Origin of the sequence: Streptomyces hawaiiensis (assembly GCF_004803895.1) — a bacterium.
GTDB classification, from domain to species: Bacteria; Actinomycetota; Actinomycetes; order Streptomycetales; family Streptomycetaceae; genus Streptomyces; species Streptomyces hawaiiensis.
Genome location: NZ_CP021978.1, coordinates 8578837 through 8593455, shown reverse-complemented (window position 1 = coordinate 8593455; position 14619 = coordinate 8578837). Strand labels below are relative to the sequence as shown.

Sequence of the window (14619 nt, the reverse complement as noted above, 5' to 3'; positions counted from 1 at the left end):
CCATCCGCAGCACGCCTCCCACGCCGAGGAAAGGTCAGCGCCATGTCCGAGACAACAACCCCCGCCACCGAACTGGCATCGCAGTACATCACCCAGGTGACCGGCGACCTCGACGCGAACGTCAAGGAGCAGGAACGCGTCAGCGCGGAGATCGCCTCCCTTCAGGAACAGCTCGCCTCTCTGCAGCGCGACCACGGCGTGCTGGTGAGCATGCAGCAGGCACTCGGCATCACCGCGACGCAGGCCGAGTCCGCTTCCGACTCCGCGGCTGCCGTGGTGCCCTCTCCGCGGCGGAAGAAGGCCGGCGCCGCGGCCGGCGGGAAGCAGAAGGCGCAGAAGTCCACCGCCGCGCCGGCGAAGCGGGCGGGAAGGAAGGCGGCGGCCAAGACGGCAGGCACCGCCAAGGCGGCCGAGCCCACCCTCGTCGAGCTCATCCGCCGTCACCTCGCCGAACAGAAGGAACCGCGCTCCGCTGCGGAGATCTCCGCAGCGCTCGGCCAGGCCCACCCCCATCGCGACATCGCGGCCAAGGTCGTCCGGGTCACGCTCGAGGGACTCGTGGCCAAGAGCCAGGCCGAGCGCTCCAGGCAGGGCAGGTCCGTCTTCTACACCGCGCCCGCCGCTCAGGCGGCTGACGGTACCCAGGCCGAGGCACAGACCGAGGACACGAGCAGCAACTGACAGCGCAGGGCGGGATACGGCCGCGCTGCTGCGGGAGGAGGAACAGCTCCACCACCCGCCCGAGAGTCGGCCGGTCCACGGCACAGGGCCTCCTGGTGCTGCTCGGTCGGGATCGCCATCCCGACCGGCCAAGAGGCCCTGCCCTGACGCTGTCAGAAGTGGATCCATCCCGTGTCAGGCTGTGCCCTGAAGCCGCCAGATCTGGTTGGTCTTGGTGGCCGAGGGCACTTGGCCTGTGAGGCCCCCCTCCGCTGCCGTCGGGCTCGTTCCACAGGAGCCCTGGGTGGTGATTCCGTCCGCGCCCCACAGGTCGTGCGGAAGCAGCTCGAAGGTGCCGCCGGGGGGTGTGCGGGAGACGGCCGGTCAGCGGGCGTCTCGGTGGGCGTGTGCTTCGGCGAGGAGCAGATAGCTGCTGGCGGTCCAGGTGTAGGCGCGGTCGCGCAGGCCCGTTCCGGTGAGGGCGTCGAAGTTCTCCGCGAAGCCGTGGGTTTCGCACAGGGCGCGGAAGCGGGCGCTGATGTCGTCCGCGAGGCGCTCGTGGCCGGCGCGGCGCAGGCCGTCCTCGATGAGGACGGTGGCGGGGGCCCAGATGGGGCCGCGCCAGTAGCCGTCGGCGAGGTAGTGCGGTGAGGTGGGCAGTTCGGTGGCGAGGCCGTACGGCGTGAGGTGTGCCTTGATGTGGTCGGCCAGCGTGCTGCTGACGTGGCCGGGCAGGTGCTCGCCGAGCACGACGGGCATCAGGTCGAGGAGGCTGGAGCTGCTCCAGGTGTCCCCGGTGTCGGCTCCCCGGGCGACGAACCTGTCCGTGTCCCAGAGCTGGTCGAGCAGCGCCGCCTGCGTCTCCTCGGCCTTGTGTGTCCACCGGCGTGCCTCGTCAGGCTTGTCCAATGCGGTGGCCAGGTGGGCCAGTTCGCGGAGCTGGAGGACGAGGAAGGCGGCCAGGTCGGCGGTTTCGATCACCCGCTCGGGGTCGAAGGTGGTGGCGTTGTCCCAGCCGCTGTCGTTGCCGTGCTGGTAGTGGGGCAGGTCGGCGCCGGGTGCTCGCCGTGCGGTGAGCCAGAAGTCGGTCCAGCGTTCCAGCCGGTCGTAGGTCTCGGCGAGCTCGGCGGGGCCGGGAGGTGTGGGAAGGCGGCGGCGCAGGTGGCCGAAGGTCCAGCCGTGGATGGGGGGTTTGACGAAGTTGTGGAGGACTTCGGAGTGGGTGACGGAGTCGGGCAGGGCGCCGCTGTCGTCCTGGTGGTCGAAGGGCAGGGCGAACTGGTCGAGGGCCAGGTCGGGGCAGCCGGGTGCGAGGGCCAGGGCGTTGAAGCAGTGGTCCCAGCTCCAGACTTTGTCCATCCAGTGCTTGGACATCAGCACGGCGGGCCGGGTGACCAGCCCCGCGGGGCGTACGGTCGCCGACCAGACGACGTAGGCGGCGAGTTCGGCGGCGGGGGTGTCGGACGAGCGCCACGGAGCCACCTGGTCGACGAAGTCCGCGAACGAGGTCCGTGCGGACTCGACGATCGCGTCGAACGTCGCCGAGGACGTGTACGGCGGGCGGGCGGTGTCGAGTTCCTCGATCGCGATCTCCCAGTATCCGTCCGCCTCCGCGGCCATGGCGAGGCCACGGAGGCCACTGCCCAGGGTCTGGGTGCCGGGCGTCCCGGCGGCGGTGCCGGACAGCACGGTGACGCGGTAGCGGCGTCCGGTCTCGTAGGACGTGAACACGTGCGCGTCCGCGGCCGGGTCGCGGAAGAAGTACGTTCCGCTGAACGGGGTGAGGGTCTGCGCGGCCGCGTCGACGCTGATGCCCAGGCCACTCCCCCGCAGGCGTACGGTGTCGGGCGACTCGTAGGAGAGGTCGATGCGTCCGCCCGCGCTGATCCAGCTGAGCAGACCCGGTGTGGTCTCGACGCGGGCTTCGATCCGCTCGCCCGTCGCCGCGCCGAGGGGCACGAGGCGCAGGACGGCGTGCATGCCGTTCTGGTGCGAGACGAGGTGGAGGTCCTCGGCATAGGTCTTCTCCGCCACCACGGGTGAGATGTCGAACCAGGACCCACGGGTGCTGAACGGGATGTCGTGGACGGAGAAGGCCGGGCCGGATCGGACGGCGGTCATGAAGCTGACTCGTTTCTCGTGCAGGGGTCACGGGCCGGCCGGCACGCAGGCGGCTCGGTCGTGACGGGGAGGGCGGAAGGGGTCAGTCCTTGACGGCCCCGGCGGTCACACCGGCGGCGACGTAGCGCTGGGCCAGGACGAGGATGACCGCGGCGGGCAGTGAGGCCACGACGGCGGTGGCCATGATGGCGTTCCACTCCTGGTTGTTGTTGCCGATGTAGTGGTAGATGCCGAGGGTGATCGGCTCGTGGGCGCCACCGTTGACGAGGGTGCCGGCGAAGACGAAATCGGACCAGGACCACAGGAACGCGAACAGGGAGACCGTGACGACGGCGTTGCGGCTCATCGGCAGGACGACGGACCAGAAGGTCCGCAGGGCGCCCGCCCCGTCGGTCCTCGCGGCCTGGAGCAGTTCGCCGGGGATGCCGGACATGAACGCGGTGAAGATGAGGACGCCGAAGGGGACGGCCAGCGTGGAGTCGGCGACGATCAGGCCGGGGACGGACTGGAGCAGGCCGAGCTGGAGGTAGATGGCGTAGAAGCCCATCGCCATGATGATGCCGGGGATCATCTGTGCGGCCAGCAGCACGAAGTTCAGGACGTTGCCGCCGCGTGGGCGCAGCTTGGCCAGGGCGTAGCCGGCGGGAGCGGACAGGGCGACGGTCAGGACGACGGTTCCCAGGCCGATGACGAGGCTGGTGCCGAGATAGGGCAACTGCTCGTCGAGGACCGTACGGTAGCCGTCGAGCGTGCCGTGGGCGGGGACGAGGTCCGGTGGGCTCTTGCGCATGTCCCGGTCGGGGGTGAGGGACACGTTGAGCATCCAGTAGACCGGGAAGAGCATGAGCGCGGTCAGCAGCAGACCGAGGGCGGTCTTCCACCACGTACGTCCGGTGCGTCGGTTCATGACAGCGCCTGCTTTCGCTGGACCTTCAGGTAGACCAGGCCGAACACCAGGGCGGCGACGACCAGCAGGTTGCCGACGGCCGCGCCGGGTCCGAAGGCGGGCAGGAGATTGCCGAAGCCGAGCTGGTAGGACCAGGTGGCGAAGGTGGTCGACGAGTCGGCCGGGCCGCCCTTGGTCATGATCCAGATGATGTCGAAGACCTTGAGCGTGTAGATCAGGCCGAGGAGAAGGGTGATCGCGGACACCGGGCGCAGCAGCGGGAAGGTGATGCGCCAGAACCGCTGCCAGGCGTTCGCGCCGTCGAGGGCGGCGGCCTCGTACAGGCTCGCGGGGATGGACTGCAGGCCGCTGTAGAGAACGACCAGGTTGAAGGGGACGCCGATCCAGATGTTCGCGATGATCACCGAGGTCAGCGACCAGGACGGTGAGGTCAGCCAGTTCACCGGGGCGATGCCGAGGGCGTGCAGGGCGGCGTTGACGATGCCGGAGTCGCTGTTGAGCATCCACGACCAGGTGGACGCCGACACGATCAGCGGCAGCAGCCACGGCACCAGGAACAGGGCCCGCAGGGTCGCCGACAGCCGGAAGTGCTGGGTGAAGAAGACCGCGAGGGCGAGGCCGATGGCGTACTGGAAGACCAGGCAGACGACGGTGAAGACCGCGGTGTGGAGCAGGGCGGGGGCGAAGGTCGGGTCGTCGAAGACGGTCCGGTAGTTCTCGATGCCGGTGAAGGGCGCGTTGCCCTGGACGAAGGAGCGGACGGTGTAGTCGCGCAGGCTGAGGTCGAGGTTGCGGTAGAGCGGATAGGCGTAGAAGAGGACCAGGTAGAGGGTCACCGGGGCGAGGAATCCCCAGGCGGCCCACTGCGGGGAGGTCGGACGGCGCCGTGCGCGCGCGGGGGCCGGGGGCGGGGCGGCGGTGGCCGCCCCGGTCCGGACGTGCGCGGACGGGCGGTCCGGCGGATGGGTCGTCTGCTTCATCGGGCCCTCGTCACTTGACCGCGGCCTGCGCAGACGCGAGCGCGTCCTCGGGGGACTCGGCCCCGCTGAGGGCGGACTGGACGGCCTTCCACAACTGCTCGGAGATCTTCGGGTACGTGGTGCCCAGATCGTCACTGGTGCGCCCCTTGGCCCCCTTGACCGCCTCTACCCATGGCTTCAGCTCGGGGTTCGCCGCCACCTGCTTGTCCTGGACCTCGCCGGTGGGGGCCACGTAGGACAGGGTGGTGTCGGTGTCGTACAGGTTCTGGGTGCTGGTCAGGCAGGTCGCCAGCTTCTGGGAGGTGGCGTAGCGGCCGGTGTCGCCCTGGGTGGGGATGGTGACGAACTCGCCGCCGGTCGGGGCGGCGGCGCTGCCCCCGTCGGCGCCCGGCACCGGCAGGACGCCGTACTCGAAGCCGGCCTTCTTCGCGTTGGCGAGCTGCCACGTCCCGTTCTCGGCGAAGGCGTAGTCACCGCCGGCGAACTCCTGCCAGCTGGTCGTCTGCGTGTTGTTGATGACGGAGTTGGGGGCGTAGCCCTGCCCCAGCCAGTCCTTCCACAGCGACAGGGCGGATGCGGCCTGGGCGGAGTCCAGTTCGGTCAGCTTCGCGCCCGCGCCCCAGAACCACGGCAGGAACTGGAAGCTGCCCTCCTCCGTGCCGATCGCGGAGAACGTGATGCCCTTCTTGCCCGCCGCCTTCACCTTGGCCAGCGCGGCCGTCAGCGACTTCCAGTCCTTGACCGAGGCTATGTCCACCCCGGCCTCTTCGAGGACCTTCTTGTTGTAGTAGAGGGCGAGGGTGTTGGCGCCGATCGGGGTGCCGTACGTCTTGCCGTCCGACTGGCCGGCGGCGAGCAGGTTGGGGTCCACCTTCGAGGTGTCCAGCTTGTTCTCCTCGGTGGTGGTGAGCACACCCGCCTCGGCCAGGGTGGACACCACCGGGTTGTCGACGATGAGGATGTCCGCGGAGTTGTCCTGCTGGGCGGCCAGCAGCGCCTTGTTCGCCAGGTCGCTGGTGTCGAAACCGGTCCTCTTGATTTTCACACCGGCCTTGGCACCGCACTCGTCCAGCAGCTTCACCCAGGCCGAGCCCTTGGCGAACTGCGGGTACGGGTCCCAGATGGTGTACGTGCCGCTGTCCGCGCCCTTCGTGTCGGTGCTGCCCGAGCCGGAGGAGCAGGCGGCGCCGGTGACAGCGATGACGGTCGACAGGGCCACCGCGGTGAGTCGGCGCCTTGAGGAGCTGTGCATGGCGGGTCCTTCGTTCTTGGCACACGTGTGCCGTGGGAGGGGTGACTGGGGGATGCGGGCACTCCGAACGGCGAGGGTGAGGGTGTCGGGTGCGCGGTGAAGAGGGAGGAGTGCGGGGGGCCGGGATGTGCGGTCAGGCTTCGGGGAAGGCTGTGCCGGTTGCGGGTCCGGTGCTGGCCCGCAACGAGATCGGGGGCGTGAGCAGATGGTGCCGGCCCGGTGCGTCGGGATGCTCGATCCGTTCGACGAGCAGGTCGACCGCGCGACGGCCCATCTCCTCCGCCGGTACGTCCGCAGCGGTGAGCTGCGGGGTGACCGTCTCCGCCCACCGGCTCGCGACGATTCCGGTGACGGAGAAGTCGCGCGGCACATGGCGGCCGGCCCGGGCGAGCCCCCGGTACAGGCCGCCCAGGGCGGCCTCGTTCAGGGTGACCAGTGCGGTGGTGGCCGGGTCGTCGTGCAGGATCCGCTCCAGGCACGCCTGGCCGGACGCCGCGTCGTCCCCGCAGCAGTACGTCCGTACCGTGAGCCCGCGCTCGGCCGCGGCCTTGGTGAAGCCGTCCAGGCCGCGGTGCGCGGACTCGTACCCGGCGTGCAGGAGCTGTTCGGGCCGGTTGACGAAGGCGACCCGGCGGTGGCCGAGGTCGGCGAGGTGGTGGACGCACGCCGCCGCGAGCGCGGTGTGGTCCAGGCCGACCCACCAGCCGCTCTCCGGATGCGCGGTGCGGCCGATGGCGACGGCGGGAAAGTTCAGCGCGGCCAGGTGATCGGCCCGGTCGTCCGCCAGCCTGATCTCCATCAGGATCGCCCCGTCGACCCTCCGCTCCCCCAGCAGCCGCTGGAACGAACGGTCGCTGTCGACACCGCTGGGAGACAGCAGCACGTCGTAGTCGTGCGCCGCCGCGGCCTCCACGACACTGCCGATGAAGTCCAGCTGCATCCCGGTGTAGTGGTTGCCCGCCGGGGGGAAGACCAGGCCGATCGTGCTGGTCCGCCCGTTGGCCAGGGCGCGCGCGCTGGCGTTGGGCCGGTAGCCCAGCTCGTCGATGACCTGTTGGATCTTGCGACGGGTCTCCTCCGACACCGAGCGCTTGCCGCTCAGCGCGTAGGACACGGTGCTCCGCGAGACACCGGCCCGCTGGGCGATCTCACCGATGTTCACGGCGGCTCCTTCTTCGAACCGGTTCGACACCTCGTAAGAGGGAGCACTCGCCGGTCGTGAGGGTGAGGGATGGGACGGAAGGCGATGTCCGGTTGTCGAACCGGTTCGCGTGAAGTGACCGTAGGAACTGCCCGAACGACTGTCAACACCTTGGACCGCAGTTCCTCGGTCCGCCCGAGAGGCGGATATTTCCTTGTGCCGGAGGGATTGCTGGTCGGGTTCCGCGGTGCTAGCTTCGCGAACCGGTTCGACGAAGTGATCCTTCCGGCAAACCTGCGCTCCTTCCCTACCCCCCGGGGAACCGAGCTGCCGCATCCACTCCTCGGAGAAGTGCCTGCGGCCCATGAGATCGAACCGATTCGACAGACATCACCCACGCACTCTCCTCGCCGGGCCACCCCGCGTACGAGCGGCCGACCGACTTCGGCCGGCCGGAACCGCCTACTCAAGGATTGAGGACGCAATCCATGCCATCCGCTGACAGATCCGCCCGGCGACGGGCATCCGCCGCCGTGACGCTGACCCTCGGCGCGGGCCTTCTGGCCGCACCCGCCGTCCCCGCGCAGGCGGCCGAGGCGCCCCGGCCCGCAGCCCGTTACACCTTCGACGAGGACGACATGGCGTCCGGGAAGATCACCGACAGTTCCGGCAACGGTCTGACGGCAGACCTGGTGAACGGCTCCACCGCCCGGCCCGTCGAAGGCACGGCCGGAGGCAAGGCCCTCGCCCTGCCCGGCGGTGCGGCCGACTCCGGCGGCGCGTACGTCCGTCTGCCCCGTGCAGTGGTCGGCGACGCAGCCGACCTGACCGTCTCCGCACGCGTGAAGTGGAGCGGCGACAAGTCGCCCTGGCAGCGGATCTTCGACCTGGGTACCAACACCACCAAGTACCTCTTCAGCACCCCCTACAACGGCAGCGGGCTGTTCCAGACCTCCGTGACCACCGGCGGAGGGGGCGCCGAGGCACAGGTCCGCGGTTACGCGCCGCTCCCCGCGAACGAGTGGCGGACCGTCACCGTCACCCTCGACACCTCGGCGGGCCGGCTCACCACCTACCTCGACGGCGTGCCGGTCTCCTCGGCCGAGACCGCCGTCAGGGCAAAGGACCTGCTGGAGGGTTCGGCCACCGCCGCCGGGTACATAGGCAAGTCGTTCTACCCGGATCCGCTGCTCAAGGGCGCGATCGACGACTTCACCGTGTGGCACGCGGCGCTGAGCGCGGAGCAGGTGGCCGCTACGGTCGGGACCGTGCCCACCCTCCAGCAGCTCTCGAAGACGTCCTTCGAGGCACGCACCACGACCGGGACCGCCCCGGCCCTGCCCGCCGCGGTCCGCGCCTCCTTCTCCGACGGCTACGACCGCGACACCCCCGTCACCTGGGACGCCGTCCCGTCCGAGAAGTACGCCGCGCCCGGCACCTTCACGGTCGCCGGAACCGCGGCCGGGCGCGCGGTGAAGGCCACCGTCACCGTGGTCCGCGAGGGACAGCTCACCGTCGACCTCGGCTCGGACACGGGCGCGTTCCACGGCGGCGCCTCCGGCACGCTCTACGGCGTGTACGGGCCCGACGTCCCGACCAACAACCTCATGGAGGGCATGGCTCTGCGCACGGTCTCCACCAAGGCGCAGGACGGTCCGCAGCACCCCGGTGCCGACGCCCTGGAGGTGGTGAAGCCGCTGGCCGACTCCACCGACGGTGACGTGTACATCTACATGACCGACATCCACCGCGGCTTCCCGTACCAGTGGCCGGGCGACACTCCCGAGGAGAAGCTGAAGCTCTACAAGGAGAAGATCGCCGAGCAGGTCGACCAGGTCCTCAAGCTGCCGAAGCAGTACCAGGACAACATCGTCTTCGTGCCGTTCAACGAGCCCGAGGGCAACATGTTCGGCACCGGCGAGTGGAGCTACAACAAGGTCAGCTGGCTCAACGACCCCGACGACTTCCTCGCCGCCTGGGACGACGCGTACAAGCTCATCAAGGGCAGGATGCCCAGCGCCCGCATCGCCGGGCCCAACACCAGCGTCCTGTACGACCAGGTGAAGGGCTTCCTCACCCACACCCTGGCCGCGGGCACCCTCCCGGACGTCATCACCTGGCACGAGCTGAGCCACCCGGAGGCGGTGCGCCAGAGCGTCGCCAAGTACCGGGCGTGGGAGAAGGACCTGTTCAAGGACACCGACCGCGCGGGCACGCAACTCCCCATCAACATCAACGAGTACGCCTTCAACTACCACACCTCCGTGCCCGGCCAGATGATCCAGTGGGTGTCCGCGATCGAGGAGTCCAAGGTCGACGCCGACATCGCCTACTGGAACATCGACGGCAACCTCTCCGACTCCGCGGTGCAGTCGGGCCGCGGCAACGGTCAGTGGTGGCTGCTGAATTCGTACGCCTCGATGAGCGGTCACACCGTGGAGGTGACTCCGCCGTTCCCGGGCGAGAACTACACCATGCAGGGCGTCGCCACCCTCGACGAGAAGAGGAAGCAGTCCCGGCTGGTCTTCGGCGGCTCCACGGGCAAGGGCCACATCACCTTCGCCGGCGTCCCGAAGAAGGTCTTCGGCAAGCGCGTGCACGCCTGGGTGCGGGAGATCGAGTGGAGCGGGCAGGTCGGAGACTCGTCCGGCCCGAAGCTCCTCGCGGAGACGAACCTGAAGGTCGCCGACGACGGAACGGTCGCCCTCGACTTCGGCGACGGCGCACTGCCGAAGCTGAAGGAGTCCTCGGCCTACGAGGTCGTCCTCAGCCCGGCCGGCGAGGCGCGGGGCACGCAGGCCCCGCCCGTGCGCTGGCAGTCCTCGTACGAGGCGGAGGACGCCGCGCACACCGGATCCGGCTGGTCGAAGAACGGCCCGGAGGGCTCGCCGCGTGACGTGTCGAAGTTCTACACCTCCGGCGGCTACGACGTCGGCGGTCTGCGCACCGGCTCGGACGTCACACTGGACTTCACCGTGGACGTGCCCGAGGACGGCACCTACGACCTGAGCGTCTTCGCCAACTCCCTCAACACCTTCGACAAGGTCAAGGAGCAGGGCCCCACCAACGTCTTCCTACGGGTGGACGGCAAGGCCGACGGCGAGCAGGAGCTGCACCTTCCGCTCGGCTACAAGTGGGTCGTCTGGGACCACACCGACATCAAGGTGAAGCTCACGAAGGGCAAGCACACCCTGACGCTCGCCGCGAAGAGCGCCGACGGCAAGCGCGCCGCCCAGGGCGACGCCATCGTGGACCGGCTCACCCTCTCCCTCCCCCGTGCCTCGGCGGACACGCAGGTGTACGAGGGTGAACTGGCCTGGCCGGCCGGCGGGGCACGCCCTGTCTACGACCTCCCGAAGCCGGCGGCCACCGGCTCGGGCGCGGTCCGCCTCGCGAAGGGCCAGAGCGCCACGTTCTGGGTCTACTCGCCGGCCGACCGCGAGGCCACCCTCCAGGTCGACACCCTCGGCGGAACGGGCGCCCGGCTCTCCGTCAACGGCCACGACGTCCTGCGCCTGGCCAAGGGCCGGAGCAGCGCGGCGGTCTCCCTCTCCGGCGGCGTCAACAAGGTGACCGTGACGGGAGGCGCGTCCACCACTCTCGTCGACCGCCTCACGGTCACACCGACCCAGGGCACGCTGCCCACGCGCACCTACGAGGCCGGGAGCGCCGCTCTCGCCGGCTCGGCCACGCTCGCCCCACTCTCCCTCGCCACCGACGGCACGGCGATCACGGGCATCGGCGGGGCCCCCGGCAACGGCAACACCGCTACGTTCACCGTCTCGGCCGACCGGGCCGGTCTGTACGCCCTGCGCATCCGCTACTCCAACCCGGAGCAGTCGGAGGCCACCCACTACAACCCCGACCCGCTCGCCCGCCACGCCGACATCAGCGTCAACGGCGGCACAGCACGGCGGGTCGGCTTCCCGCACAGCTTCCACGAGAACAACTTCTGGGAGCTGACCGTCCCCGTACAGCTGAAGAAGGGGAAGAACACGATCGGCTTCCGCTCCGAGGAGCTGCCCAACTTCGACGGCACCACCTACGCCTCGGACACCTTCCCCGGCGTGCTGCTCCGCTCCCGCTACGCGCCGCTGATCGACCGGATCACCGTCGCCCCGTACGCGCGGGAGGTGCGCTGAGGTAATGCCGTCCGCGGCGACGTGACGCGCACGGACGCCGGGTAGCGGGGGCCCTTTGTCCCGCAGCCCGGCCGGCGGGCGCACGCCCACATCGCCGCGGGTGCCGCGAGCGAACGCCCGGTCCGTCATGGTCGACGGACCGGGCGTCCTCCTGTGCGCTCTTCGGGCTTTCGTGTCGGCAGGTCTCGGACCAGACGGTGCTGGGCGATGCAGGTCAGTGCGACGGCGCTACCGAACGCGGCCCACCCGAAGGGACCACTGGCGATGGCGGCGGTGACGGCAAGCGGTCCCACGCTGCGCTGGGCGGACTGCGCCATGCCGTGGACTCCGAGATAGGCACCCTGCGCCGTGTCGGGCGCGAGGGCGACGGAGAGTTCCCAGGAAACGGTGGCGTGGAGCATTTCGGCCAGCGTGAACAGGGCCGCCGAAGCGGTGAGCAGCAGTGTGGCGGCAAGAGGGCCTCCGGTCGCGGAGAAGGCCATGGTCACGCCACCGAGCGCGAAGGCCGCTGACAGCGGGAGCAGGAGGGAACGGGCGGCCTGCGTGGTGGCGCCGAATCGGGCGAGCGGGACTTGCAGGACCACCACCATCACGTTGTTGAGGACCATCAGCAAGGGTGCGAGGCCGTTCGGGGCGGTACCGGTGTGGGCGATCCACAGCGGCAGGCCGATCTTGAAGACGGCGTCGTCGAGGAAGAGGACCGTTTCGGTGGTGACGTACGCGAGGTAAGTGCGGTCGCGCCAGGGGTTGGCCCGTTTGATCGCGTGCGGGACATCCGTGGAGGCGGCGACCCTCCTGGACGGTGAGGGCGGTTCTCCGCAGCGCAGAGCGATCAGGGCACAGGCGACGAAGGAGAGGGCGTCCCCCAGGAGGAGCCACTGGTAGGCGTCGCGGGAGCCGACGGCGAGGGCGGCTGCGGCGGTGAGACCGCCCAAAGCCCAGCCGGCGTTGGCGACGGTGCGGTGGAGGGCCTGGTAGCGGACACGGTCCGGTCCGGCGACGCGGGTGGCATAGAGCTTGGTGAGGACGCTGGAGGCCCGGTCCCCGAAGCTGCCGACCGCGGAGTAGGCGAGGAGGAGGACGTAGTTGTCAGTGGTCAGCAGGGCTAGGGAGGCGAGGGATCGCGCGAGTTGCGTGGCGACCAGGACTCGGGTGAGGGGCAAGCGGTCGGCGATGCGGCCGGCCAGCGGCGCTCCGGCGATTCCGACGGCGCCGGCGGTGGCGGCGAGGGTGCCGATCTCGGTGACGGTGAGGGCGGAGACGTAGGTGAAGTAGAGGACGGAGACGGATGCCCACAGGCCACTGCCGATACGGTCGACGAGGGCGGCGACGACAATTCTGCGCCCGTCCGGTCCTCCGGGTATGCGTTTCGACCAGGCGATCGCGCGGCCCATCGAATGCATCGCTCCCCCTTGCATTCAATTATGTACTGGTACATAATATTTGACGTGGCAACACAATATGGGTTCAGCGGTACGACAGCCAAGGGAATTGCCGCGTCCGTCGAACGGAGCGTGGCCGAAGGGACGTTGGAGCCGGGGAGCGCCCTGCCTCCGGTGCGGCGGCTGGCGGACGAGCTCGGGGTGAGTCCTGGGACTGTCGCCGCGGCTTACCAGGAACTGCGCCGGCGCGGGATCGTGGTGACGCGCGGCCGGGGTGGCACGGTAGTTGCCCCGGCGCCGGCCGTGGCATCCCGGCGACCGCCCAGGGCCCCCGAAGGCCTGCGGAACCTGGCCGACGGCCACCCGGACCACCGGTTGCTTCCCGGCCGTCTGCCGTCATCGCGCCTGTCCCCGCGGCCCGGTCGCACCGCGCGACGCCCAGGCAGGAAGGCTTGGAGGAAACCGTGCGCGAGTGGCTCCGCCCCGACGGTGTGCCGGTGGACCATGTGACCTTCGCCCACGGGGCGTTGGATCTGATCGCGCGGCTGATGTCGGTGGAGCTGCGGCCCGGTGACGCCGTCGCCATGGAGGACCCCGGCTACCACCATCTGCTGGATCTGGTGACAGCTCTGGGATTGCGGGCGGTGCCCGTGGCCGTGGACGACCAGGGCATACGCCCCGATGCCCTGCGTGGCGCGCTGCGGGCCGGTGTGAGGGCTCTGGTGTGCAGTCCCAGGGCGCAGAATCCGTACGGCGGCTGCTTCTCCGCCGAGCGCAGGGATGCGCTGGTCGACCTGCTCCGGGAAGAACCCGAGGTGCTGGTCGTGGAGAACGACCACGCCTCAGCGGTCGCCGACGCGCCCTTGCACACGCTGACCGCCGGGGGGTTGAGACGTTGGGTGCACGTGCGGACGGTGAGCAAGTTCCTGGGGCCCGATCTGCGGTGGGCCGCGGCGGCCTGCGACCCGCTCACGCTGGCCCGGCACGACGGACGGCTGCTGCTGACGTCGGGCTGGGTCAGCCATCTGCTCCAGGAGGCGGTGCACGGACTCTTGACCGACGACGGCACGCGCGCGCTGGTGGGCCGCGCGAGGGAGGTGTACACGCGACGCCGTACCGCGCTGATCGAGGAGTTGCGAACCCGAGGGGTCGCGGGGCACGGAGTCGGCGGGATGAACGTGTGGGTGCCGGTCCGTGACGAGTCGGCCGTGGTCAACGGGCTGCGCTCGCACGGCTGGTGGGTGGCGGCCGGGGCACGGTTCAGGCTGTCGTCCCCTCCGGGTGTGCGGATCTCCGTCGCCGGCCTGGAGCCGGCCGAGGCGGTGCGGCTGGCCTCGGACTTCACCACCGTGCTCGGTGAGTGCGAAGCCACGTATGGAGGCTGACCGCCACGCCAGGAGGAAGGCGACTCGTCGGACGAGACCCTGGGCCGGCTCGACGCCGCGGTGTTGACGGCCTCGCGGCGACATGTTCCCGCGGCCCGTGCCGCGCTAGTGTGGGGCCCCGTGATCGTATGGCTCAACGGTACCCACGGCGCGGGCAAGACGACGACCGGTGCACTCGTGCAGCAACTGATACCGGATTCACGGGTGTTCGACGCCGAGAAGGTCGGCGAGACGCTCATGGACATCAAGCCGGGGCTGCCCTGGACGGGCAACTTCCAGCACTGGCCGCCGTGGCGGCCACTCGTGGTCGAGACCGCCCGTCGCGTACTCGACTACACGGGCGGCACTCTGGTGATGCCCATGACCGTCCTGGTCGAGCAGTACTGGCGCGAGATCAGCACGGGCCTGGCCGAACATGCCGTTCCGGTACGGCACTTCGTCCTCCACGCCGACCAGGACACGCTCCGCAAGCGCATCGAGGGGGACACTGTTCTCGGCCCCTCCTCGTTCCGTCTCGAATACCTTGAGCCCTACGCCGAGGCGGCCCGCACGTGGCTGCACGGCGAGGCCGAGGTCGTCGACACCACGCACCTCACCCCCGCCCAGGCCGCCCTGCGCATCGCGGAGGCCGTCAAGGGCTGAGGTCCGA

At 70.0% G+C, this 14619-nt stretch carries 11 protein-coding genes; 5 read left to right on the top strand and 6 right to left on the bottom strand.

Features of this window, described 5'->3' with window-relative positions:
* Positions 1 to 42: 42 nt before the first annotated feature.
* Positions 43 to 681: a hypothetical protein gene (locus tag CEB94_RS38955; RefSeq protein ID WP_175436626.1), complete on the top strand. Its 639-nt coding sequence runs from the start codon at positions 43 to 45 to the stop codon at positions 679 to 681.
* 363 nt (positions 682 to 1044) lie between these two features.
* Here the strand turns inward: CEB94_RS38955 and CEB94_RS38950 are convergent, their stop codons facing one another.
* The 5 genes from CEB94_RS38950 to CEB94_RS38930 form a co-directional block, all read right to left on the bottom strand.
* A complete protein-coding gene (locus CEB94_RS38950; RefSeq protein ID WP_175436625.1) occupies positions 1045 to 2781 on the bottom strand; it encodes an amylo-alpha-1,6-glucosidase in 1737 nt (578 codons plus the stop codon).
* Between the two features lie 82 nt (positions 2782 to 2863).
* Positions 2864 to 3688, bottom strand: a complete 825-nt coding sequence (locus CEB94_RS38945) for a carbohydrate ABC transporter permease (protein ID WP_175436624.1) — start codon at positions 3686 to 3688, stop codon at positions 2864 to 2866.
* Positions 3685 to 4668: a carbohydrate ABC transporter permease gene (locus CEB94_RS38940; RefSeq protein WP_175436623.1), complete on the bottom strand. Its 984-nt coding sequence runs from the start codon at positions 4666 to 4668 to the stop codon at positions 3685 to 3687. Before CEB94_RS38940 ends, CEB94_RS38945 begins: the two co-directional genes overlap by 4 nt.
* 10 nt (positions 4669 to 4678) lie before the next feature.
* Positions 4679 to 5920: a sugar ABC transporter substrate-binding protein gene (locus CEB94_RS38935; protein WP_175436622.1), complete on the bottom strand. Its 1242-nt coding sequence runs from the start codon at positions 5918 to 5920 to the stop codon at positions 4679 to 4681.
* Between the two features lie 133 nt (positions 5921 to 6053).
* Entirely contained in the window at positions 6054 to 7082 is a 1029-nt protein-coding gene (locus CEB94_RS38930) for a LacI family DNA-binding transcriptional regulator (RefSeq protein ID WP_175436621.1), read from the bottom strand.
* A 467-nt stretch (positions 7083 to 7549) separates the two neighbouring features.
* On the opposite strand from CEB94_RS38930, the gene CEB94_RS38925 reads away from it, so the two are divergent.
* Entirely contained in the window at positions 7550 to 11203 is a 3654-nt protein-coding gene (locus CEB94_RS38925) for a LamG-like jellyroll fold domain-containing protein (RefSeq protein ID WP_175436620.1), read from the top strand.
* Between the two features lie 125 nt (positions 11204 to 11328).
* On the opposite strand, the gene CEB94_RS38920 is transcribed toward CEB94_RS38925, so the two are convergent.
* Complete coding sequence (locus CEB94_RS38920) at positions 11329 to 12597, bottom strand: MFS transporter (protein WP_281292560.1); 1269 nt, start codon at positions 12595 to 12597, stop codon at positions 11329 to 11331.
* A 3-nt stretch (positions 12598 to 12600) separates the two neighbouring features.
* Between CEB94_RS38920 and CEB94_RS41805 the strand changes: the two genes are divergently transcribed.
* The 3 genes from CEB94_RS41805 to CEB94_RS38910 all read left to right on the top strand — a co-directional run bounded on the left by CEB94_RS41805 (position 12601) and on the right by CEB94_RS38910 (position 14612).
* Complete coding sequence (locus tag CEB94_RS41805) at positions 12601 to 13095, top strand: GntR family transcriptional regulator (RefSeq protein ID WP_342790385.1); 495 nt, start codon at positions 12601 to 12603, stop codon at positions 13093 to 13095.
* Complete coding sequence (locus CEB94_RS38915; protein WP_281292558.1) at positions 13050 to 13970, top strand: aminotransferase class I/II-fold pyridoxal phosphate-dependent enzyme; 921 nt, start codon at positions 13050 to 13052, stop codon at positions 13968 to 13970. Before CEB94_RS41805 ends, CEB94_RS38915 begins: the two co-directional genes overlap by 46 nt.
* 120 nt (positions 13971 to 14090) lie before the next feature.
* On the top strand, positions 14091 to 14612 hold the full coding sequence (locus CEB94_RS38910) for a P-loop nucleotide/nucleoside kinase family protein (RefSeq protein WP_175436619.1): 522 nt from the start codon (positions 14091 to 14093) through the stop codon (positions 14610 to 14612).
* Positions 14613 to 14619: the final 7 nt, after the last annotated feature.